Here is a 22,187-nt window from a genome sequence, read left to right on the forward strand (position 1 = left end):
CCTATATCTGCCTAGCCGTTCTACTGCCCAGTCATACTGGCCATTTCTTGCGCAATACCAGAAACAACTGTCACGTTATGTCTATCAGACTTTCCATAATCAACACTACTTTGAATATTCAACATGTTGCATTTAATTCCAGGCGTAGGATTAGCTCTTGGTGGACAATCCAAATCCTGAGGCCCATCATTTTCGTGGGACATTGTCAAAGTTGCTTCAGCTCCGGGAACGACCAATGCGATAACATCCCCACCGCCAGCGTTAAATTGTCCTTTGCTAAAATACAAAGCACTATTCGTTGCAGCCTTTTGCTTCTCAGAAAAAACAGCTCTGTCTGAGTCTGCAGATGCTCGCTCGCTCGCTTCATCATAATCTTGCGCCGCATTGACAACTTTCATATCAACGCTACTTGCACTCATCAGCGTTACGGCTATTCCTGAAACAACTAACACCATGACTATCGCAGCCACCAAGACAACGCCTTGCTGCCTGTGTCGAAGAGTTACCATGTCTCCACCTCCGAGTTTTTCACCTTTATGGTTGATACAAATAATAAACGCCTAAAATTATCAGCAAAAGTTATTGTTCTACTCGTTCCACCATCTCCCCCTAGTGTGAACGTCTTATTTGTGCGATTTAAATCAGCATCTTCTTCAACAGCTCTCACTAAGACAAATAACTGTGCAGTAAGAATTTTAGATGTAACTTGCTCCCACTCATTTACTGTCATTTGCCCTGCCGTTAGGTAAGTATCAACATTGCGATCACCGTCGTTATCGATTCCATAAAGTAGCCTTATATTCTCGACTCCTTCTAAAACAGATTCCGTTGTCATCCCTCCAGCAGGCGTGAGTCTTTTACGCATCAAAACAGGCACAGAAACTGTTCGGTTACCCATCTGATATTGCTGCTCATTAACATAATAAACATGGTGCATGTAACGCCACACTGTGCCATTGGCATTGGCCGCATTTACCAAGTTACCATCACCAGCAAACATACGACCTTCTGCGATATCAGCTTCTAAATAATAACTATTCGCACTCGTAGCTTGACCATTTATATTTTGACCACTCACTCTTTTAATTTGAATAATGTCACTTTGACCGACAGCATCTGTGATACAACCCATATTCGCGCCATCAACGGCCTCTAAGCCAAAAATGTATTTAAAGCTACTTGGACTATTTTGAGGGAAGCTGCCATTGTTCAAGCCCACACTACAATCATTGCCGGGATTCGCAACGGTAGTCACATCAATAGTTGTTGATTCTAAGGAGAGTCCATTGAATGACCCCCAAAAGCCTGCCATTTCTAAGTCTTTGCCAATAATATCCAGTGCCATGCGACCCGTTTCTTGCAGCTCTCCCATTTCAATCGTATCACTGGTGGTGGTTTTCATACTTAAATAGGTGAACATAACGCCACCTAATAGAAATACGCCAACAACAGTCGCGACGATAAGCTCAATGAGAGTAAAGCCCGATTGAGAGCTTTTAAAACTATTAACGTACATACGCATATGACTCCATTGCTAACATTCTTCTAGTGTTGGTATTGCCTCCACACCCTTGCTTGCTTGTACCCGCATCAGCACTGCTGCCCAATTCCTGTCTCGAAGCCCATGTAATGGTCACATCAATATTGAGTTGCTCTGCTGCCAATACAGCCTCGACACAAACAGTTGCATCCGCAAGTGCACCAGTATTTTCCTGACCGCGTATTGCTCTGCGCCATTGTTCAGCATCATATGCAGCCAATCCACCAGGATCGCAATCCACATTAATGCAAGAGGCAAATCCAGAGCCAACACCATCATTGCTACTGATGGTTAAGTTATATGCCCCAGCCTGTGCCCCCAAAGGGTTAGCTTTGATTCTTTCAACAATATCCTGAGCGACACCTAAAGCAGCAGCGCGTTGCATAGAGTCGTAAGTCGCTTGTTTAGCACGGGCTTGAAGTGCAACAGCACCTAATAAACCAAACACTAAAACGATAAACGCTATGAGTGTTTCTAAAAGTGTGAAACCCTGTTGTTTACGCATAAAAAACCATAGTTCAATAGTAATAGTTAACAGTCTAGTTACTTCTATTTAAAGCTCAATGGACAAAGGATTAAACGGCAGATTTTAAGGATTAAACGGTAAAGAGAGTTTTAAATTGGTAAAAAAGTCTTATTTTACTTATAGATGAGATACTAGTTGTGACACTGTTCAATGTCATAGTAGTGACTTGACCAGCTTCAATGCTCGTCTTGAAACAGGCAGAACGACGTCTGAGTTTTTCAAACGTACGAAGTGCCCGTGAATGCTTTGTTCTAACGCCGAAATTTCATCGCAATTGACCAAACTGTGCCGATGAATACGGATGAACGCACTCCCTAAACGTGACTCTAAATCTTTTAATGACTCATCAACAAGGCCTTCACTCCCATGTATGGTCACCAACCCTGTGTACTTGCCATCAGCATGAAAATAGCAAACTTCTTTAGTATTTATACGCAGCAATTTGTTGCCTAGTTGATAGCTAATGTCGGCATCTTTTGGCGCACGGTGACTAGCTTGTATGCGATTAACTTTAGCCAGTTTGCCAAGAATATCAGCCAAATCAGCAGTCTCTATAGGCTTGAGTAGATACCCTACAGCCTGAAGATTCACGGCGGTGATTGCATATTCACTGTATGCCGTAGTGAAAATAATAGCGGGCGGCACATCCATTTTCGCAAGAGACTTGGCGACATCAATTCCGGACACATCCTGCATTTCAATGTCCAGAAATACCACATCAAAGCTACCCTTCGCTATCTTAGTCAGTGCTTCGGAGCCATCATCGGCTTCTCCGGTGACTGAAATGAAATCTGAATGACTTTCGAGTAGGCGTTTTAGACGCGCTCTTGCTAAAGGTTCATCATCAACAACGAGTGCTTGAATCATATCGTTCGCCCCTTCGGAATCACGAGCTTCACCCTGAATTCGTTACCCAGCTTGCGCGTATGCAACTGCGCCGCCGCACCAAATTTAAGCTGCAGACGCTGGGCGATGTTTCCCAATGCAATACCGTTACCTTGCTTAGCATCGATAGACATCTCATTGATATGATTTTGTACAACGACAGTAACCGTCTTCTGCGTTTCAACAAGTTGAACGTTTATCGTCGAACTCCCCTTTTCTCCTTGCATACTATAGTAGACGGCATTTTCTAGTAGTGGCTGCAAAGTTAAACAAGGCATGGATGTGTGAGGAATAGTCTCTGGTAGTTGCCAGTCGAGTTTCAAACGCTCACCGAAGCGCCATTGCTCTAATGAAATATAACGCTTCGCCAACGCCACTTCCTGTTCGAGAGTACTATCTTCACCTGCATGCAGCGCCGCTCGCGACAAAGACGCTAACGCCAGTGCAGCATCCTCCGCGGCATTCGCGTCATGATGCGCAAGCTCAGCAACTGTGTTGAGCGTATTGAATAAAAAGTGCGGTTTAATTCGTGCTTGAAGCGCATCTAGCTGAGCTTTTGCAAACGCAGAGTGGGCATTCGCATGTTCGTTATAAATAGCCATAAACTGGGCGAACAAAGCAGCCACCACTAAGCTTATTGCACAACTTTTTACTACAAACCAAATACCGTAGCTTGTGCCAAAATCACTTAAATAGGCAGTGTAAGTAGTAATAATAAAAGTATTGAAAACGAGGACAAATACGACACAACACAGTTGAGTAAGATTCGAAAGATTAGGCTTGAGTCGACTCAGTAAGTAGAGCATGGCAATACTTAAAGAAGTGATAAATTGTGAAAGTAAACTCACTTGACCAAGTGTTAACCAAAACTCACTTAAATCATCAAGAGCGAAGCTAATAATGAGAGCGAGCGACTGCGCAACAATTAACGCACTGAGAATGCCTCGCCCCTGACACAAGGTAATGAGCAAAGAATAGGAGTGCGAATGGGTCGGCATTGAAGTACGCATCCAACACTCCTTATTATTTATCTCAGTTCTGCTGGCACCGCGAAGACGATATCTTCCTCACGGCCAGGGTTTTCCACCGCATCCTCACCACCGAGTGATTTTAAGTGGCTCACAACTTGTTGAACTAGCACCTCAGGCGCCGAAGCCCCTGCGGTAACACCGACCGACTGAATACCGTTCAACCAACTTTCTTCAATGGAACTTGCATCGTCGATAAGATAAGCAGCAGTCCCCATTTTGTTCGCAAGTTCGCGCAGTCGATTCGAGTTAGAGCTGTTTTTAGCACCGACTACCAACAATACATCGACCTTATCAGCCAAATCACGCACAGCATCTTGGCGATTTTGCGTTGCGTAACAAATATCATCTTTACGCGGCCCATCAATTTCAGGGAAACGCGCACGCAAAGCGTCAATCACATCCGCCGTATCGTCTACAGACAAGGTTGTTTGGCTGCAATAAAACAAATTAGACGCGTCTTTCACTTCAAGCTTAGCAACGTCCTCTGGGGTTTCAACAAGGTAGATACCACCTTCAGCATTGTCGTATTGACCCATCGTGCCTTCCACTTCAGGGTGACCTTGGTGGCCAATCAACACACATTCGGTGCCGCGGCGTGAAGCACGAGTGACTTCCATATGTACTTTGGTCACTAAAGGACACGTCGCATCAAACACCTTCAGCTCTCGGCGCTTTGCTTCACTGCGCACAGCTTGCGATACGCCGTGGGCACTAAATATTACGATGCTGTCATCTGGGACTTGATCAAGCTCTTCAACAAACACAGCGCCGCGGTCTTTGAGGCCATTAACAACATATTTGTTGTGTACCACTTCATGACGAACATAGATAGGCGCCTCGAAAATATCCAATGCGCGCTCTACGATGCTAATCGCACGATCAACACCTGCACAAAAGCCACGAGGGTTTGCTAGCATGATTTTCATCAGTTAATCACCTCTAAGATTCTCAACTTCAAACGTGAGTTTTTGTCCCGCTAATGGGTGGTTGAAATCAATTGTCACGGATTGTCCTTGAACTTCACGCACCACACCAGGTAATTCGGTGCCGTCAGGTTGAGTAAAAGCGATGATTGCGCCCACTTGAGCTGGCGCTTGCTCACTAAACTTACTGCGGTCAACGTGGTAAATGTTATCTGGGTTTGGCTGCCCAAACGCATCTTCTGGCTCTAACTCAAAGCTTTTCTCTTCACCGGCTGACAGGCCAAGTAAACATTTTTCGAAGTTAGCGGTTAAGCTACCGTCGCCCATCACCAACTTGGCTGGCTTGTTATGCACCTTTGTCGAATCAGCGGCTGAACCATCTGATAACTTGATAGAAAAGTGAAATACGACCTCAGAGTTAGCGCCTATTACTGCTTCACTCATTCACTGACTCCTTTTTACTGCTCGATTTAAAGGCATCGATTAACAACAGCGCTGCGCCAATACAAATAGCGCAATCAGCAATATTAAATTTTGGATAGTGCCAATCTTGATAGTACACATGAATAAAATCTATAACATGGCCGTACACAACACGATCATACAAGTTACCCAGCGCGCCAGCTAACACCAGCGAGTAGGCACTGCCCAGTAACTTATTTGACGCAGGCAGACGTTTCAGCCACCAGACTAACAATACCGAAATAACCACAGCGATAGCGCTTAAAAACCATCGCTGCCAGCCACCTGCTTCACTTAAAAAGCTAAACGCCGCACCTGGGTTATGTACATAGGTAATGTTAAAAACTGGCAGAATATCAATGCTCTGACCGATCGTCATTGAATTAACAACATAAGTTTTGGTGGCCCAGTCGACCACCAAAATCACTGCTGTTAGCACCAACCAGATTAATCCATTTCGTTTTGCTAACACGACAACTCCTAAATGCACAAATTAAGCAAATTGACGTGTTTCACCATCGCCATCAACGTTAGTCACACAGCGACCGCACAACTCTGGGTGTGCTTCAACGCTGCCCACGTCTTCACAGTAGTGCCAACAACGCTCACATTTCTGCGCACTTGTTGCTGCAACAGCCACAGCTAAACCTTCTAATTCTGAAGAAACTACGTCTTCTGGCTTGTCTGCGCTTGCAAGCACAGTGACTTTCGACGTAAGCAGTACAAAGCGTAGTTCGTCACAAAGTGCATCTAGAGTCGCTTTGAGTTCGTCATTTGCATACAAGGTCACTTCTGCTTGTAATGTTGCACCAATCACGTCTTCTTTACGTGCGTTCTCTAGTACACGGTTTACCGCATCACGCACGTTGAGGACTGTCTGCCACTGCTCGTCAGAGAATTTACCTGCAACAGATGATAAGCCTTCATACCAAGTGTCAGTGAACACAAATTCACTGCGCTCGCCCGGTAGCACTTGCCAGATTTCCTGCGCTGTGAAGCTCAAAATTGGTGCCATCCAGCGCGTCATTGCTTCTGCAATATGATAAAGCGCACTTTGACATGAACGACGAGCGTGAGAATCCGCCTTCGCTGTGTACTGACGGTCTTTGATAACGTCTAGATAGAATGAGCCAAGCTCTCCAGTACAGAAGTTCATCAGCTTTTGCGTCACTACCAGAAGTGAGTACTCATCATACGCGTTGATGATTTCTTCTTGTAGCTGCGCAGCACGCGACACTATCCAGCGATCCAACTCAACCATATCAGCAATATCAACCAAGTCCGTTGCTGGGTTGAAACCACTGAGGTTAGCCAACAAGTAACGGCTGGTGTTACGGATACGACGATAACGGTCCGCTGCACGCTTGAAGATTTCATCTGACACCGTCATTTCTGCAGTAAAGTCTGTAGATGCAACCCATAGACGAAGGATGTCTGCGCCCATTTTGTTCATCACGTCTTGCGGAGAAATAACGTTACCTAGAGATTTCGACATCTTGCGGCCGTTTTCATCAACGGTGAAGCCGTGAGTCATTACTTGGCGGTATGGTGCGCGACCATGGATGGCAACGCTTGTCATCAATGACGACATAAACCAACCACGGTGTTGGTCAGAACCTTCAAGGTATAAATCTGCCGGAGAAGATAAATCATCACGGGCATCTAAAACACACGCGTGAGTTACACCTGAGTCGAACCACACGTCTAATGTATCTTGTACTTTTACATAACGTTCCGCATCTGCACCAAGCAGTGTTTCAGGGTCAAGGTCGTACCACGCTTGAATACCACCCTTTTCCACCAACTGTGCTGCTTTTTCAATTAGCTCATTTGTATTTGGGTGTAGATCGCCAGTGTCCTTATCAACGAACAACGCGATTGGCACGCCCCACGTACGTTGGCGAGAGATACACCAATCAGGACGACCTTCTACCATGTTTTCAATACGGCTTTCGCCCCAACTTGGTAGCCACTCAGTTTTCTTGATTTCGGCGATTGAATCTTGGCGCAAACCTGCTTTGTCCATCGAGATGAACCATTGCGGTGTCGCACGGAAAATAATTGGCGTCTTATGGCGCCAGCAATGCGGGTAGCTGTGCTGCAGCGCATGGTGATGCATTAATGCACCTTTCTCTTGCAGCAATTCGATTACCGCTGGATTTGCTTTAAATACGTGCTGACCAGCAAAAATTGGCGTATCAGGTAAATAAACACCGTTTGCACCTACTGGGTTTGCAACTTCTAAACCATACGCAAGACCAGCCGCGTAGTCTTCTTGACCGTGGCCAGGTGCAGTATGCACGATACCCGTACCAGAATCAGTGGTAACGTGGTCACCCAAAATGACAGGTACATTGAATTCTAAAAACGGGTGAGCCGCTTGCAAGTTTTCAAGCGCAGCACCTTTTACATAGCCAAGGGTGTGGAAATGCTTAAAGCCGAAGCGATCCATACAGTCTTTAACAAGCTCAGAACCCAGTACCAAACGCTGTTGATGACCTTCGTCTTCAATTTGCACTAAGGCATATTCAAGGTTAGCGTGCACCGCTACAGCGCGGTTCGCAGGCAATGTCCAAGGCGTTGTTGTCCAAATCACAGTACCAATGCTGCCAGCACCTTTGTGATCAGCATTCAGGGCAAATGCCGCTTCAACCGCTTGCTCATCTGTAAACACAAATTTCACGTCGATAGCTGGTGATTGCTTATCTTGGTATTCCACTTCCGCTTCAGCAAGTGCTGAACCACAGTCCGTACACCAGTGCACTGGTTTAGCGCCCTTGTGAAGGTGACCTTTATCTATGATGCGGCCAAGCGTGCGAATTGCATTCGCTTCAAAGTCGAAGTTCATTGTTAGGTATGGGTTATCCCAATCACCAAATACGCCCAAGCGCTTAAAATCAGCTTTTTGGCCGTCAACTTGCTTTGCCGCATACTCTCGACATTTTTGTCTAAATTCAGCAGCCGTTACTTTGTTGCCTGGTTTGCCTACTTTCTTCTCAACCATCAGTTCGATTGGCAGACCATGACAGTCCCAACCTGGCACATAAGGCGCATCAAAGTCAGAGAGTGTCTTCGATTTAATAATAACGTCTTTAAGGATTTTGTTTACTGAGTGACCAAGGTGAATGTTACCGTTTGCATAAGGAGGTCCATCATGCAAGATGAAAGACTTCTTACCTTTTTTCGCAGCGCGAATTTGACCGTACAAGTCTTGCTCGTACCATTTTTTCAACATTTGCGGTTCGCGTTGGGCAAGGTTGCCACGCATTGGAAACTCAGTTTCCGGTAAGTTTAAGGTATGTTTATAGTCGCTCATTAATCCTACTTTCCGTATCGGCTACAGACTTTCGCTATGTTCAGCGTTTGTCGATAAAGTAAAAAACTGCTTTGCCGCAATGGCGTCGCGCTGAATTTGCTGCACGAGTTCATCAAGGCCATTAAATTTTTGTTCGTCGCGAAGCTTATGCATTAGCTTCACTTCAATAAATTGTCCGTATATCGACTCTTCAAAGTCGAATAAGTGTACTTCTAACAAGGCGCGAGTACCATTAAATGTGGGTTTATTACCCACATTTGCAACGCCATTAACAAGACGCCCAGCAATGTTTACTTGCACAGCAAATACACCACCTAATGGACAAACTTGTCTTTTTAGTGCCACATTTGCGGTTGGGAAACCAAGCTCGCGGCCTTTTTTCCAACCGTGAATTACACGCCCACTAATGGTGTAATTGTGGCCTAACATTTCTTTTGCAAGGCGCAAGTCGCCCTCTTTTAACGCATTTCGAATTGCAGTACTGCTTACACGGGCATTGGCTTTTTTAAAGCTTTCAGTGCTCTTAACCGCCATATTGGCTTGCTCACCAATCGCTCGCAGCAAAGAAAAGTCCCCTTCTCGGCCGCGGCCAAAGCGGAAATCATCACCTATAGTCAACGCCTTTACGCCGAGTTTACTAACCAAAACTTGGCGTACAAATTCTTCTGCGCCGTAATTCGCAAACTTGGCATTAAAGCTCACGCAAATCACTCGCTCAACGCCTAACTTTGCCAACAGGGCCAATTTATCGCGTAATCGAGTGAGTCGCGCAGGTGCTTGATCTTTGCGAAAGAACTCTTGAGGTTGCGGCTCGAAAATCATCACGGTACTTGGTAATTGCAAGGCTTGTGCATCTCGCAACAAGCCCTTAATCACCTCTCGGTGACCCAGATGGACACCATCGAAATTACCAATAGTGAGTACACACCCATGATGTTTGTCGCGTATGTTGTGGATTCCGCGTATAAGCTCCATCGCTCAAATGCCTTATATTTGCACACTACTGCTGACGAAAGTGCTCGATTATAATCTTTTTTTTACTGTGATTCAGTAGTTGCCACACTTTTTATCGTACTTAGACGCACGCCAGATAAAAATAGCACAACAAAGTAGACCACAGCCGCACTCACTACGAGTGCAGCAAGTAAAACAATTTGCTCCAGCAGCGCCCATTCCTGCCATACAAATTGGGCTTGAATTAAGTACACTAGCCCCCCCATAACGGCACTTGCTACTAGACATTTAATGGTAAATGCGAGGCTAAATCCTGAGAAATGATACACCCCCTCTTTCACCAAGGCGCGATATAGCATCAATGCGTTACACGTTGCAGAAAGCGCTGTTGCTAGCGCCAGCCCTAAATAGCCAATAAACGGCGCTAACATAAGATTGAATATCATGTTGAGTGCCATCGCGATGATACCAATTCGTACGGGTGTTCGCGTATCTTGGCGAGCATAAAAACCCGGTGCCAATACCTTGATAAGCATAAAGCTCACTAAACCGACCGCGTATGCTGCAACACCCATTGCCACTGCTGTAACGTGATCATGTTCTGAGCTAGAAAAAGCACCATGGTCGAACAAGACGGTAATAATTAGCGGACTAATGAGCATCAAACCCACCATCGCAGGGAGCCCCAAGAAAATGACGAAACGTACCCCCCAATCTAAGGTCACCTGAAAATCCGAACCTTTATCGCCTGCATGTAGTTTGGATAATGTCGGCAAAATTACGGTGGCAATGCCAATGCCAAAAAGTCCCAGCGGGAACTCGATTAAGCGATCGGAGTAATACAACCAAGCAATTGAGCCTGTAGCAAGAAAAGATGCGATAACTGTGTCTAAAAATAAATTTATTTGTGACACTGACACGCCAAATAATGCAGGGATCATTAACGTTCGTACTTTCTTGACCCCTTCATCATGCCAACCCCAACGTGGGCGGACCAACATTTTAGCGCGATATAAAAACGGAATTTGAAAAACCAGTTGCACCACCCCACCGACAAACACGCCAATTGCGAGTGCATATGCACCTACATCAAATTGCTGATGCAGAAAAATAGCGCAACCGATTATAGAGATATTCAGTAGTACAGGTGTAAATGCAGCCACAGCAAAGCGATTGTACACATTGAGGATGGCACCGCTGAGCGCAACCAGTGATACAAAGAAAAGATAAGGGAAGGTCCATTTAAGTAGACTCGATGCGAGTACAAACTTCTCACCTTCGCCAGTGCCGTGATACCAATCAATAAACCAACCGGCACCAAAAAGTGCCGCAATAATGGGTGAGCCGATGACGCCCAATAAGGTAACGATAATCAGGATAGTGCCTAAGGTTCCCGCAGCCCGAGCAACAAACAAACGTACAGCATCATCGCCTTGCTGCTCTTTTATTTCACTCAAAACAGGCACGAATGCTTGCGCAAATGCGCCTTCAGCAAATAATCGACGTAAAAAATTAGGGATACGATTAGCAAATAAAAATACGTCAGCACTGGCGTTCGCACCCAATAGATTTGCTACAACGGCATCTCGAACAAGCCCCAAAATACGGGAAATCATGGTCATTGCACTGACTATCATTCCGGAGCGAAATAAACTGTTAGCCACGCTTCCTCTCTTGGGCTGACATTAGTTGCAGCATTATGCCAATAAAATACAAGTGAATACAGCGCTGGTCTGCGACAAATTGCTTTGCTATAATCCGCCGCGGTCACAGGCCTTAAAAACTGCAATAACAGATCAACTTTTATTGGGTATACAGTGCATTAACCCAATTTTCGCACTGTATATATGTGTCTCCCGGTAGTCATTGGCGACTCGTTACTCCTGCAGTTGGCTTTGCCACAACACTAAATTTGATTGACAAATTTAAAAAAAACGGGCATAGTCCACGGCCTTTAAATATAAGCTTTATTTAAGATTGTTAGGAGCAAACCTTGGCTAACATCAAGTCTGCAAAGAAACGCGCTGTAACGAGCGAAAAACGCCGTCAGCACAACGCAAGCCGTCGTTCAATGATGCGCACGTACACTAAAAAAGTAATCGCTGCCATCCAAGCTGGCGACAAAGAAGCTGCACAAGCTGCTTTCGCTGTAGCGACACCAATCCTAGACCGTTACGCAACTAAGGGTCTAATCCACAAAAACAAGGCAGCTCGCCATAAGAGCCGTCTTGCAGCTAAGATCAAAGCGCTTTAATTAGCACTTAGTCTTACAAAAAAAACCGGCCTTGGCCGGTTTTTTTATATCTTTAATTCATCATTAAGCAAATTCGATAGAGGGATAAAACTTTTTCAACATTGCCGCTATCTTTTTAGGTGAGAAAGGTTTCACAACAAACCCTTTGGCGCCTTTATCAATTGCATCTTTGACATTATCGATAGTTGAATGTGCGCTCACCATCACCACATTAGCTTGGGGCAGTACATTATTGATATCTGCAATCATGGCCTTACCATCACCATCAGGTAACTCGATATCAAGAAAAATAATGTTATAGTCTTTCTTTGCACACGCTGACATACATTGTGCTGCGTTTGCAGCCTCATCAACGTTGTCTATCCCTAAGTGCATCAAAGTTTGGTTCAAAAAGCTCCTAACAGTGCCAACATCATCCACTATTAAAATCGCTATATCGTCGTCCATTGAAACGTTCCTAAATAATCCCAGAAGCAGTGGTATTTAACTAACCTATGTTAATTGACCACGCTATACTAAAAACGATTATATTATAGAGCCCAGTCAAGATAAGGCCAAGCACATCATCAGTTTGCATTATGGTAAAGAAAAAAACGCCGACCACCCTTTTGACCAAAGCACCAGTGCGCAAGCGCCCTGCACAGCCTTCATCAACTGCGGTTACCCAACAAAATAAAAAAAACGTCAACAGTGACAACAGTGCCCAGCGCACGCAAAGTACTGAAGCGAAAAATGCAAAATCTGCATCAGGCAAACTTATCTTTTATAGCTTAGCCATCGCAGTTATTGCATTTATATTTACGCCCAAACCACAACTGATCACATATCAAAAATTGGGAATGGTCACATCCAGCGTATATTTACCCCCTGTTCTAGGAGGCCCGTCTTTAGTGGACTCTAGCCTGGTTATACAATCTGAACCAGAAAATAACAGCCTCTATTTGTGCCATAATTTAGCCCAAGCAAGTAGTTGTCAGAAGTACCAGATAGTCAAAAGAGAGGGTGTTTTTGCAGTAATTATGCATCTTCTTTCAGATTAAAAAAACTTATCCGATTCAGATATATTTTCTCGCTTGTTCAGTGCCAATTTGACTCGCATAATAGCGCTCCTTTTTTAACCTATTATTACTTTGGAGTGGAGTAAATTGGACATAAACCTTGGAATTCAACTAATGCTTGGAGCTCTTGCTATTGGTGCATTCTTTATTAGTCACGGCACATTGTTGCGTATCGCAGCAAGTCTTGCCATTGGATTGTTGTTTTTTGTCCATGCACAACAGCTTGTTACTCCTAATGGGTTAACTAACATTACTCTGGTTTTAATAAATACATTTTATTTGTTTAAAGTGTATACCAGTCGTGTAGGCCGCCCCTTACTGTAGGTTTACTGCAGTATAAAAAGCGAGCACTTGATACCACAGCAACACAATGCTGTGGTACACATCTAAAAAAATAAGCTAACATGAAGCCTAGCTGCATTATTCTTTGGCGAGGCGATTATGAACTCTTCATCTGAAGCACACGACAGCGATCTTTTTGCTGAATTCATGGGTGACGTCACACCGTTAGCTAAAGCTGACACGATTAATCATTTCGGGCGTGCCGCGCAACCTACCCTAGCTCAACAAGAAAAACGTAAAGCTGCAGAGCAAGCAATCATACTTGATGATAATCTTCTTGCGAGTGAACACGTAGAGTTACTCGACCCACATGATTTCTTGTCGTTTTAAAAAATCAGGCGTACAAGAAGGGGTATTCAAAAACCTTCGTCTCGGAAAATATGACGTTGACGCAACACTGGACCTGCACGGTCAAACCTTGATTCAAGCACGTAAGGCGCTCTATGAAAGTATTAAAGATAGCCATGAACGTAATATTCGGGTTGTGCTTATTCGTCACGGGATTGGAGAGAAAAGCCAACCCCACAAAGGCATTTTAAAAAGTTACGTATTCCACTGGTTACAGCAACTTGAATGTGTGTTGGCCTTCCATAGCGCCTTAAAGTGCCACGGAGGTTTAGGCTCGACCTACGTGTTATTGAAAAAAAGCGCACTAAAGAAATTGGAAAACCGAGAGTTACACGCAAAAAGGTAGATAAAAAAATGCCGAGCTCTGCTCGGCATTTTTATGCTTTGGAATGTTAGTACTTGAACTAAGTTCGAAAAGGAACCTACAGAGGCATTGCACTTGCTTGGTTAAACCACGCTGCCAACCCTAAAAGAGCGACCCAGACGAGGACATAACTAAGTTTTGCACCACCTTGATTGTGTTTCATTGCGCTTCCCATTTGGTTTTAGCTTAAAACAGCTCGTTTATTATTTTTGTTATACATCAAGTATGTAACTCGATTACTATAAGCAAGCACTTTGCATTTAACAAGCTGTTTACTTAAACAGTGGTTTTAAGGTACCAATTGAACGCAATGCAAACAATTTAGTACCTTAATACTGCTTATCTCTGTCTATCGTATGTAACAATGGTTTGTGCGTACAAAGTCTGTGATAATTTTCAACAACCTGGTCCACAACAGCGTCTATTTGACTCAAAGCACTGCAATGCGGAGTAACGATTAGATTTGGCTCATGCCAAAACGGATGCTCACTGGGCAGCGGCTCTTGTGCGAACACATCCAAAGAGGCACCCGCTATCTCTTCATTTCTGAGCGCAGTAGCAAGCGCGTTTTCATCGATATGTTGTCCGCGACCAACATTTATCACCACACTGTGGTTTGGCAGCTGCGCCAACAGCTCTTTATTTATAATTTTGTTAGTTTGCTCGGTCAGCGGCAGCACATTAACCAGGTAGTCACTTTGTGCCAGCATAGCTTGCAAGCCTACTTCACCACTGTAGTGCTCTACACCATCAGTATTTTCTTTGCTGCTATTTGACCAAGCACACACGGCAAAGTCATTCGCAACTAGACGCTTAGCGATGGCTCTGCCGAGTTGGCCAAATCCAAGTAAACCAACTTTAACGTATGGTTTCACACGTTTAGGACGCCATTGCTGTTGTTGCTGTTGACTCACATACCTAGGCATATTCAATTTGTGGAACAACACTTGGCCTAGTACGTACTCTGCCATATCGCTCGCGAGGCCTGAATCCACAATACGCGCAACAGGTAGGTGCGCAGGAATAGCATTTAAATTCAGGCCATCGACACCGGCTCCAAATGAAGAGACGGCTTTTACATTAGGTACCTGTTGCCACAGTTCTGAGGGCACCTGCCAGCCTAACACCATGGTAACGGCCTGTGCATCACTCATATTAGGCCATTGCTGAACATGCTCGGGGCCAAGCTGCTCACGAAGTTTAGCAATCAACTTGTCAATATTACGATTAGGTATGGCCACCAATAAACTCATCGTCTTATTCCTAGCTTAAAAATAGAAGTATCCCATAGCTGAGATGACGCGTCATTAGAGCAATTGACCCGATATCAAGTCTTAAAACTGTCACCAATTTTACACCTTAGTGTCATGGACAATTTTTAATCTAGCGCTAGTTTCGTTGCGAATAGGTTTTACTATGATCAGCATTGATAAGGTTGTGGAAGATAATCTTCCAAGTTTGGCCAATTCTCCAAAAGTGAAAGGCCTCGTTAAAAAAGGCCTAGGCTACTTACTACACGAACAAGAATTTGTAGCATTTGGCGATAACTACCCTCATTTACAAGGTTTAGAATTCATAGAGCAAGTCTTAGAGGAGTTAGATTTCAGTGCACGATTCAACACTGCTCAACTTGATAACATTCCCAGTGACGGCCGTTTGGTCATTGTCGCCAATCATCCTATTGGATCATTGGATGCACTGGCACTTATCAGCGTACTCGCGAAGGTACGCCCAGATATAAAAGTGGTCGCAAATCGTCTGCTCATGAGTGTCACGCCATTGCACTCTTTATTGCTTCCTGTTGACAATATGTCAGGCAACAGCCGCAAAAAAGAGCTCAGTGCTATTAATCAACACCTCAAAGACGAAGGTGCGCTGCTTATTTTTCCTGCAGGTGAAGTATCACGTTTACGACCCACAGGTGTTAAAGACTGCACATGGAATCATGGCTTTCTGCGCATTGCGAAAAAGGCTAACGCCCCTATATTGCCCATCCTCGTAAAAGCAAAAAACAGCCCTCTTTTCTATGGCACCTCAATGATTTACAAGCCACTGGCAAGTTTGTTGTTGGTCAAAGAAATGTTCAAGCAAAGACAAAAGTCACTGGAGTTCGAAATCGGTGCATCTATCGTTCCTAAGTCTTACTTACTGGATAACTTAAACGACAAAGAGATCAGTCGCTTAATTAGAAAGCAATTATACCGACTCGGGACCAAAAAGCCTGAGCTTCTAAAAACACAAACCCCCATTGCGCATGCCGAGTGTCGTAAAGCATTAGTCAGTGCCCTCAATGGCTGTGAGCGTTTGGGCGAAACTCAAGATGGCATGCATATTTACCTGTATCAATATCAAGGTAGCTCAGCGCTTTTCAGAGAGCTTGGGCGACTTCGTGAAATTGCATTTAGAGCTGTAGGCGAAGGCAGCGGAAAACGCCGTGATATTGATAAATACGATATGGATTATCATCACCTATTGTTGTGGGATCCAAAACAACTCGAGTTAGTGGGTGCTTACCGACTTGCTTGTGCCAACGAAATAATCGAAAAACAGGGCCAAAAGGGCTTATACACTGACAGCCTATTTAATTATGAATCGTCAATGCAACCTTACTTTGATCAAGGTATAGAGCTCGGGCGCAGCTTTGTGCAACCGAAGTATTGGGGCAAAAAGAGTTTAGATTACTTGTGGTTTGGTATTGGTGCCTTTATTAGCCGCTACCCACAATACCGTTACCTGTTTGGCGCGGTGAGCCTCTCCAATGCCATCGCACAAAATGCCAAAGAGTTGTTGGTATACCACTATCAGCATTACTACGCGCAAAAAGAACCCTTAGCCACACCAAAACATGAATTCAAAATACAAGAATCCGTGCTCAACCAAGCTAAAAGCCTATTTTGCGACAATGATGCCAAAGCTGACTTCACTGAACTCAAACATATCTTGGCAAATATGGGCGCTCAAGTGCCGACACTTTTCAAACAATACACCGAGCTGTGTCAACCGGGGGGTGTTTCGTTTTTAAGTTTTAGTGTGGACCCTGACTTTAACAATTGTATAGACGGATTAGTGTTAGTTGACATGACTAAACTCAAAGAGAAGAAAGCAAAACGCTATCTGACTAACGAAACACTGTTGGCAAATATTCAAAAATAAGACGTTAGAACAACCCAATTCCAACCAATAAAAAGCCGGCTTACCCCGGCTTTTTTATCTTTATGCGAACACTTTTTGTAGAGTAGCCGTATATATATCAGTGATCTTTATCAAATCGCTCACCGGCACACGCTCATTATCTTGGTGAATGGTGTGATTGCGCACACCGCATTCAATCACTTGAGTATGTGCATTGGCAAAAAACCGGCCATCTGAAGTGCCGCCGCTGGTACTCAGTTTGGGATAGCTGTGAGTACAGTGGAAAATCGCGCTTTCAACCAGTGTGATAAAATCAAAGTGATTATTTCCCGCCGTATAATAGGGTTCACACGGACGCTCCCACGATATATTTATGTGTTCTTGCCAGCGCGATAGGGCCGCGAAAATCTGCGATTGAATATCGTGACTCCTGTAGCCATGACTGTATCGTACATTGAAATTAATTTGGCACTGCGCTGGTACCAGATTATCGAGGCTATTGGGTACTTGAAGCCCTGTTACCTGCAAGCTCGTCCTAGAACCTTCGATATCTTTGCACCACGCAATTTCCTGCAGCGCAATGGCAATCTGCGCACCGAGATGCGCTGCGTTTATGGTGTGATCTGGATAAGCCACATGCCCTGCTTTGCCAGTTACTTTTAATTTAGCTGAGAGCGCACCGCGACGACCATTCTTTATAGTGTCACCCACCCTTTGCTCAGAGGTGGGCTCTCCAACTAAACACGCGTCCAAAACAACCCCCTGCTGAGCAAGGTAATCCGCTATCAGTGCACTGCCGTGCTCAGCTTCACCTTCCTCATCCGAGGTAATGAGCCAGTAGAATGTGCCTTTCGAAGGCCGCTCAAGCAATAACCTATCTGTTGCTTCGAGCATGGCAGCGACGCCTCCTTTCATATCAGCAGCACCGCGGCCGACTATTTCGCCATTGATAATGTCGCCTGTAAATGGGTCACACAGCCATCTACTTGCAACGGCTGGCACCACATCGATATGGCCACAAAACGCGACCTTAGGACCCGCCCCAAATTCAATCTGAGCGATAAGATTTGTCACTCCCTCAACAGTAAAACGGTGACAACTAAATCCTCTGTGCTCCAGTTGCGCACTTAACCAACCAATCGCACCTGCCTCGTCGGGTGTCACTGACGCAAAGCGGATAAGTTGTTGCAGGTAACGGACTTCATTGGCCAGCTCAGATACGGTATCTGTAATCGGTGCAGCATGTAACATGGACAGCTCCAAAATAAATAGTCTTGTCCATTACAACGGCTATTTATTACACCCTGATGTCAAAATCAGCGGTCCAAAACACAGCAAAGTTTAATCTAAATCAAAGTTCCCACCAGATGGCTGCGAAACTACTGCCAAAGCTTAATCTAGAACAGTTTTTCTTTTTTCACTGCGCTGATAATAGCCGCAACAGCACAACGAATTAGATATTTCTACTAGGAAGATGACGATGAAAAAATTAGTTAGCGCAGCTTTGGTTGGTCTTTTACTGGGTACCTCATCTCTTGCTCATGCAAACTTGAGCATCAACGTAGGTGCTATCAACGTTAACCCTGACAGCAGCACATCAAAAATAAATGAAGCGCCATCGCTTGGTCTTAATGCCGATGACGACACACAACTTGGCTTAACATTTGATTATGCGTTAAACGACAATTGGGTAGTTGAACTTGTTGCAGCAACGCCTTTTAGCCACGATGTTAACGGCCAAGCAGGCCTAGCAGGTGCCTCAATTGGCAAAATTAAGCACCTACCACCTACACTGTTAGGCCAATATCACTTTGGGCAAGCGGGTGATAAGTTCCGTCCATTTATCGGCGCTGGTGTAAACTACACAATTTTCTTTGAAGAAGAAGCAAGCCAAGACTTAAAAACAACACTAGGCACTCAAAATGTTGAGCTTGAGCTAGATGACTCATTTGGCTTAGCTGCACAAGCGGGCTTCAACTACTCATTTGACAAGCATTGGGGTCTACATGCAATGGTCAGTTACATTGACATCGACAGCGATGCAACTGTATACGCTGATGGTGTAAAAGCGCTAACAGTTGACGTTAAAGTCGACCCTATTGTAGCTATGGTTGGTGTTCGTTATAGCTTCTAATTGACAGTTTCACAGAAACCACTTGCTAATGTAAGCGACTAACGTTTGTTAGTCGCTTTTTTTGCTCTAGCATTTCTTTCCAATGAACGATTTCAGGCGGTAAAATTGGCATCTCACCTTCATAACCGCTCAATGCCACGATATCTGTCACATCGACAACACCTTTGCGACTGCGAAAGACACCACGCACATAAGCAATCGCATGCAAGCCGCGATGAGAAGAAAACTTTTGTTCGATGTAAAAGTATTTATGGTCCCAACCAACTAAACGAGTCGATACAGTGAATTTTTGCCAAGGCTTTATATCGCGAATGTAGGTAATCGCTGTGGCATTAACGATAGGAAACCAACGGCGCTTCATTACTGCCCCCAATAAACCGAGGCGTTCAGTCATCCATGTGCGGGCAATATCCATAAGCGCCAGATAACGTGAATTGGTCACATGCATATTGATATCACAATCCAACGGCCAAGCGCGAAACTCAATATCCACGGTGTCTAACAAGCTTTGATGCGCTTTGTTCCGCTTAATTTTAAAAAATAACCACAATAATCTAAAATACAAATTCACCGTGAGCTCCTTGGTTCATGCTCTTTTGAAAACAGGTAAGACCAGAATAGTATCACCGCTTTATATAAAGCTCACGTTATTCCAATAAGTTGCAACACTTAGCTGACTACTCTATGTTAGTAACGATATAAAGTTGTTGGGTAATCTTATGAATAAGTATGTTTTTCTTGCGTGTGCATCAATAATAAGCAGTCCATGTTTTGCTGATTTTGATTTTGTCGGTAAAGGAACTACACAAAGTGCAACGGGTGAACAATCAGCATTTTCTTTTGGTTTTGGGTGGCAAGCAGACAAAGGCAAGCTTCGCATCGGCAAAAAGACGTATGACATGGACTCACTACCAGAGTCATATTCGTTAGCAATGGTACTCAGTAAAGACGAACAACAAGTGTGGTTGCAAGAGTTTCATAAAGGCTGGTTCGAGAGCTTTTATTGGGAGTTGGGCGATCATGTGATTCGTTTGGATAAGCGAGAATTTGATCAGAAAGTGAAAGGCAACTACGAGTTAAAAATTGACGATCGCAGCTTCTTCTTGATGAATAACAATGTGGCAATCACGCTTAATTTCGATGAAGATGGCATCGAAAGTATTACCGCAACGGGTGTCACTAAAAATATGGGCACCAAGGAGTAGCACTCGCAGCGCTACTCCTCGTCTAAGGCTCAGACTTTAACAGTCTTCCTGTTAATGCCATATTGGCGTAGCTTGTTGGCAACTGCGGTGTGGCTCAAGCCCAAGCGTTTTGCCAGTTGGCGCGAGCTCGGATAAGCAGGATAAAGCTTTCTCAATAACGTTGCTTCAAAGCGCTTCACCGCCTGATCTAAACTACCTTCGAAATCTGATTCCAAGTAACCCAAATCATTGGTGAATGTTGGCAATTGCAAATGCTCCGTGGTCAATTCAGCATCATCAAGGAGTGACACCGCACGGTAAATGGCATTTTCTAGCTGACGCACGTTGCCTGGCCATGGATAGGCTTGCAAATACTCAATTGTTTCTTCACTTAAGGTTGGGATCGGCGCACCATTTTGCTGAGCGTACTTTTGCACAAAATGCTCCGCCAAAGGGCCAATGTCAGCCTTTCTGTCGCGAAGAGGCGCTATTTCAAGCGTTAACACATTAATTCGGTAGTACAAGTCTTCACGGAACTTTCCTTCTTGCACCATCGCAGGCAAATCTTTTTGCGTAGCAGCAATAATACGCACATTAACCTTTACTTCATTTTCATCGCCAACTTTACGGAATGTACCGTCTTGCAAGAAACGCAGAAGTTTGGTTTGTAGTTGAGTCGACATTTCCCCAACTTCATCAAGGAATACCGTGCCGCCATCGGCCTGCTCCAACACGCCGCGCTTTGGCGCAGCATTATCTTCGTAGCCCGCGTAACCAAACAGTTCAGATTCGGCCACATCATCGGGAAGCGAAGCACAAGAAAGTGCTATAAAGGGCTTAATCGAACGATTAGACGCATAGTGACATGCACGTGCCAAAAGCTCTTTACCCGTTCCGGTTTCACCCGTGATCAGAATCGGCGCTTCAAGCTGCGCCATCTTGCGCGCTTCACGTACGGTACGGCGCATAGCCGTTGAATAGTTATGAATGGTCGCAAAGCTTTCTTGGCCGTAACGGCGAAATGCACTGACTTGCTGACCTAAACGGCTTTGTGATTTGATATTAATCACTGCACCAGCAAGCGCGTTCTGGTCATCGCCTTGAGGAACTGATATCGGCAAGATATCGGCAATGAAATCTTCACCGCCGACTTCAACACGCGTTGTTTGACCGAGCACTTCTTTGCCTTCTAACCAACGTGTAAAGTTAAAGCCTTTGAGAAGATTATTAATGTTGGCACCGACCGCTTCGTGTTCGGTCATTTGTAAATCACGACACGCTGCAGAATTACATAGACGCACCCAGCCTTTGTTATCGATGGAAATAACGCCATCCGGCAAAGCACTTAATAAGGTATTGAGCTCGTTGTGTTCACGCTCGGACGGCAAAAATGCCGTTGTGCGTACATCTTCTACTCCATCAATCAAACGGATTGACGGCATAATCTTTTGAAATTGCTCAAACTCTATGGGTGGGAAACTAACATACATACGGCAGTTTTTGGCATCTACTTCAATGCCTTTTAAATCTACCTGATAGTTAACCAGAATATTTAGCACCTCTTGGGCGATACCAATTCGGTCCTGACAGTATATTTCAAGACGCATTTGTTCCTCAGTCGCACTTCACCTGTATATAGCTGGCGCAATCATACGCTAAATTGACCACCATTGGGTAGCAAATTGTAAAGATTATTGCACGAATTAAGCAAATGGGTGATTCAGCCGCCGCGTA

The 22,187-nt window shown here is 44.6% G+C and carries 22 protein-coding genes and 1 pseudogene; 7 read left to right on the forward strand and 16 right to left on the reverse strand.

Translation table 11 applies throughout. The features are described 5' to 3' along the window. Window positions 1–20: 20 nt before the first annotated feature. The 11 genes from ACH19P_RS12060 to murJ all read right to left on the reverse strand — a co-directional run bounded on the left by ACH19P_RS12060 (window position 21) and on the right by murJ (window position 11,301). Complete coding sequence (locus ACH19P_RS12060) at window positions 21–509, reverse strand: pilus assembly PilX family protein (RefSeq protein WP_462158772.1); 489 nt, start codon at window positions 507–509, stop codon at window positions 21–23. Then, entirely contained in the window at window positions 503–1,522 is a 1,020-nt protein-coding gene (locus ACH19P_RS12065; protein ID WP_462158773.1) for a PilW family protein, read from the reverse strand. Before ACH19P_RS12065 ends, ACH19P_RS12060 begins: the two co-directional genes overlap by 7 nt. Further along, window positions 1,506–2,045 carry a type IV pilus modification protein PilV gene (pilV, locus tag ACH19P_RS12070; RefSeq protein WP_462158774.1) on the reverse strand — a complete coding sequence of 180 codons (540 nt, stop codon included), beginning with the start codon at window positions 2,043–2,045 and terminating at the stop codon, window positions 1,506–1,508. The genes ACH19P_RS12065 and pilV overlap by 17 nt, the downstream gene beginning before the upstream one ends. A 174-nt stretch (window positions 2,046–2,219) precedes the next feature. Beyond that, window positions 2,220–2,933: a LytR/AlgR family response regulator transcription factor gene (locus tag ACH19P_RS12075; protein ID WP_462158775.1), complete on the reverse strand. Its 714-nt coding sequence runs from the start codon at window positions 2,931–2,933 to the stop codon at window positions 2,220–2,222. Next, window positions 2,930–3,961 carry a sensor histidine kinase gene (locus ACH19P_RS12080; protein WP_462158776.1) on the reverse strand — a complete coding sequence of 344 codons (1,032 nt, stop codon included), beginning with the start codon at window positions 3,959–3,961 and terminating at the stop codon, window positions 2,930–2,932. The genes ACH19P_RS12075 and ACH19P_RS12080 overlap by 4 nt, the downstream gene beginning before the upstream one ends. Window positions 3,962–3,978: 17 nt before the next feature. Next, window positions 3,979–4,908: a 4-hydroxy-3-methylbut-2-enyl diphosphate reductase gene (ispH, locus tag ACH19P_RS12085; protein ID WP_462158777.1), complete on the reverse strand. Its 930-nt coding sequence runs from the start codon at window positions 4,906–4,908 to the stop codon at window positions 3,979–3,981. A gap of 3 nt (window positions 4,909–4,911) precedes the next feature. Next, window positions 4,912–5,349, reverse strand: a complete 438-nt coding sequence (fkpB, locus tag ACH19P_RS12090) for an FKBP-type peptidyl-prolyl cis-trans isomerase (protein WP_462158778.1) — start codon at window positions 5,347–5,349, stop codon at window positions 4,912–4,914. Beyond that, on the reverse strand, window positions 5,342–5,839 hold the full coding sequence (gene lspA, locus ACH19P_RS12095) for a signal peptidase II (RefSeq protein WP_347392590.1): 498 nt from the start codon (window positions 5,837–5,839) through the stop codon (window positions 5,342–5,344). Before lspA ends, fkpB begins: the two co-directional genes overlap by 8 nt. A 21-nt stretch (window positions 5,840–5,860) precedes the next feature. Continuing rightward, complete coding sequence (gene ileS, locus ACH19P_RS12100; protein ID WP_462158779.1) at window positions 5,861–8,683, reverse strand: isoleucine--tRNA ligase; 2,823 nt, start codon at window positions 8,681–8,683, stop codon at window positions 5,861–5,863. A gap of 21 nt (window positions 8,684–8,704) precedes the next feature. Continuing rightward, on the reverse strand, window positions 8,705–9,658 hold the full coding sequence (gene ribF / locus ACH19P_RS12105; protein WP_462158780.1) for a bifunctional riboflavin kinase/FAD synthetase: 954 nt from the start codon (window positions 9,656–9,658) through the stop codon (window positions 8,705–8,707). A gap of 62 nt (window positions 9,659–9,720) precedes the next feature. Beyond that, window positions 9,721–11,301, reverse strand: coding sequence for a murein biosynthesis integral membrane protein MurJ (gene murJ, locus ACH19P_RS12110; protein WP_462158781.1), 1,581 nt, complete (start codon window positions 11,299–11,301; stop codon window positions 9,721–9,723). A 329-nt stretch (window positions 11,302–11,630) separates the two neighbouring features. On the opposite strand from murJ, the gene rpsT reads away from it, so the two are divergent. Continuing rightward, window positions 11,631–11,891 (forward strand): 30S ribosomal protein S20, encoded by a 261-nt coding sequence (gene rpsT / locus ACH19P_RS12115; protein ID WP_105190149.1) that lies wholly within the window; start codon window positions 11,631–11,633, stop codon window positions 11,889–11,891. 63 nt (window positions 11,892–11,954) lie between these two features. On the opposite strand, the gene ACH19P_RS12120 is transcribed toward rpsT, so the two are convergent. Further along, window positions 11,955–12,338, reverse strand: coding sequence for a response regulator (locus tag ACH19P_RS12120; RefSeq protein WP_347388970.1), 384 nt, complete (start codon window positions 12,336–12,338; stop codon window positions 11,955–11,957). A gap of 131 nt (window positions 12,339–12,469) precedes the next feature. On the opposite strand from ACH19P_RS12120, the gene ACH19P_RS12125 reads away from it, so the two are divergent. The 3 genes and pseudogenes from ACH19P_RS12125 (at window position 12,470) to smrA (ending at window position 13,985) form a co-directional block, all read left to right on the forward strand. Then, window positions 12,470–12,931 (forward strand): hypothetical protein, encoded by a 462-nt coding sequence (locus ACH19P_RS12125; RefSeq protein WP_462158782.1) that lies wholly within the window; start codon window positions 12,470–12,472, stop codon window positions 12,929–12,931. 132 nt (window positions 12,932–13,063) lie between these two features. Next, window positions 13,064–13,273, forward strand: coding sequence for a hypothetical protein (locus tag ACH19P_RS12130; RefSeq protein ID WP_462158783.1), 210 nt, complete (start codon window positions 13,064–13,066; stop codon window positions 13,271–13,273). A 117-nt stretch (window positions 13,274–13,390) separates the two neighbouring features. After that, window positions 13,391–13,985: pseudogene (gene smrA / locus ACH19P_RS12135) on the forward strand (DNA endonuclease SmrA). A 347-nt stretch (window positions 13,986–14,332) separates the two neighbouring features. On the opposite strand, the gene ACH19P_RS12140 reads toward smrA, so the two are convergent. Beyond that, a complete protein-coding gene (locus ACH19P_RS12140; RefSeq protein ID WP_462158784.1) occupies window positions 14,333–15,256 on the reverse strand; it encodes a 2-hydroxyacid dehydrogenase in 924 nt (307 codons plus the stop codon). Between the two features lie 163 nt (window positions 15,257–15,419). Here ACH19P_RS12140 and olsF point away from each other — a divergent pair, with 163 nt between their 5' ends. Continuing rightward, on the forward strand, window positions 15,420–17,156 hold the full coding sequence (gene olsF, locus ACH19P_RS12145; RefSeq protein WP_462158785.1) for a bifunctional ornithine lipid synthase OlsF: 1,737 nt from the start codon (window positions 15,420–15,422) through the stop codon (window positions 17,154–17,156). 60 nt (window positions 17,157–17,216) lie between these two features. Here olsF and dapE read toward each other — a convergent pair whose 3' ends face one another. Continuing rightward, a complete protein-coding gene (gene dapE / locus ACH19P_RS12150) occupies window positions 17,217–18,386 on the reverse strand; it encodes a succinyl-diaminopimelate desuccinylase (RefSeq protein ID WP_462158786.1) in 1,170 nt (389 codons plus the stop codon). A gap of 229 nt (window positions 18,387–18,615) precedes the next feature. On the opposite strand from dapE, the gene ACH19P_RS12155 reads away from it, so the two are divergent. Next, complete coding sequence (locus ACH19P_RS12155; protein WP_462158787.1) at window positions 18,616–19,269, forward strand: OmpW/AlkL family protein; 654 nt, start codon at window positions 18,616–18,618, stop codon at window positions 19,267–19,269. Between the two features lie 25 nt (window positions 19,270–19,294). On the opposite strand, the gene ACH19P_RS12160 is transcribed toward ACH19P_RS12155, so the two are convergent. Further along, the gene (locus tag ACH19P_RS12160) at window positions 19,295–19,840 is read right to left on the reverse strand and encodes a thioesterase family protein (RefSeq protein WP_462158788.1); all 546 of its coding nucleotides are present in this window, start codon (window positions 19,838–19,840) and stop codon (window positions 19,295–19,297) included. Window positions 19,841–19,988: 148 nt separating this feature from the next. On the opposite strand from ACH19P_RS12160, the gene ACH19P_RS12165 reads away from it, so the two are divergent. Further along, on the forward strand, window positions 19,989–20,474 hold the full coding sequence (locus ACH19P_RS12165) for a hypothetical protein (RefSeq protein WP_462158789.1): 486 nt from the start codon (window positions 19,989–19,991) through the stop codon (window positions 20,472–20,474). A 29-nt stretch (window positions 20,475–20,503) separates the two neighbouring features. On the opposite strand, the gene tyrR is transcribed toward ACH19P_RS12165, so the two are convergent. Then, entirely contained in the window at window positions 20,504–22,060 is a 1,557-nt protein-coding gene (gene tyrR, locus ACH19P_RS12170; protein WP_462158790.1) for a transcriptional regulator TyrR, read from the reverse strand. Window positions 22,061–22,187: the final 127 nt, after the last annotated feature.

The organism is Pseudoalteromonas sp. GB56 (assembly GCF_054923835.1).

Bases quoted from the DNA above. Each gene is read 5' to 3' on its own strand.
- ACH19P_RS12060 (WP_462158772.1), bottom strand. From the start codon at position 509: ATGGTAACTCTTCGACACAGGCAGCAAGGCGTTGTCTTGGTGGCTGCG.
- ACH19P_RS12065 (WP_462158773.1), bottom strand. From the start codon at position 1,522: ATGCGTATGTACGTTAATAGTTTTAAAAGCTCTCAATCGGGCTTTACT.
- pilV (WP_462158774.1), bottom strand. From the start codon at position 2,045: ATGCGTAAACAACAGGGTTTCACACTTTTAGAAACACTCATAGCGTTT.
- ACH19P_RS12075 (WP_462158775.1), bottom strand. From the start codon at position 2,933: ATGATTCAAGCACTCGTTGTTGATGATGAACCTTTAGCAAGAGCGCGT.
- ACH19P_RS12080 (WP_462158776.1), bottom strand. From the start codon at position 3,961: ATGCGTACTTCAATGCCGACCCATTCGCACTCCTATTCTTTGCTCATT.
- ispH (WP_462158777.1), bottom strand. From the start codon at position 4,908: ATGAAAATCATGCTAGCAAACCCTCGTGGCTTTTGTGCAGGTGTTGAT.
- fkpB (WP_462158778.1), bottom strand. From the start codon at position 5,349: ATGAGTGAAGCAGTAATAGGCGCTAACTCTGAGGTCGTATTTCACTTT.
- ileS (WP_462158779.1), bottom strand. From the start codon at position 8,683: ATGAGCGACTATAAACATACCTTAAACTTACCGGAAACTGAGTTTCCA.
- ribF (WP_462158780.1), bottom strand. From the start codon at position 9,658: ATGGAGCTTATACGCGGAATCCACAACATACGCGACAAACATCATGGG.
- ACH19P_RS12120 (WP_347388970.1), bottom strand. From the start codon at position 12,338: ATGGACGACGATATAGCGATTTTAATAGTGGATGATGTTGGCACTGTT.
- ACH19P_RS12125 (WP_462158782.1), top strand. From the start codon at position 12,470: ATGGTAAAGAAAAAAACGCCGACCACCCTTTTGACCAAAGCACCAGTG.
- ACH19P_RS12130 (WP_462158783.1), top strand. From the start codon at position 13,064: ATGCTTGGAGCTCTTGCTATTGGTGCATTCTTTATTAGTCACGGCACA.
- ACH19P_RS12140 (WP_462158784.1), bottom strand. From the start codon at position 15,256: ATGAGTTTATTGGTGGCCATACCTAATCGTAATATTGACAAGTTGATT.
- olsF (WP_462158785.1), top strand. From the start codon at position 15,420: ATGATCAGCATTGATAAGGTTGTGGAAGATAATCTTCCAAGTTTGGCC.
- dapE (WP_462158786.1), bottom strand. From the start codon at position 18,386: ATGTTACATGCTGCACCGATTACAGATACCGTATCTGAGCTGGCCAAT.
- ACH19P_RS12155 (WP_462158787.1), top strand. From the start codon at position 18,616: ATGAAAAAATTAGTTAGCGCAGCTTTGGTTGGTCTTTTACTGGGTACC.
- ACH19P_RS12165 (WP_462158789.1), top strand. From the start codon at position 19,989: ATGAATAAGTATGTTTTTCTTGCGTGTGCATCAATAATAAGCAGTCCA.
- tyrR (WP_462158790.1), bottom strand. From the start codon at position 22,060: ATGCGTCTTGAAATATACTGTCAGGACCGAATTGGTATCGCCCAAGAG.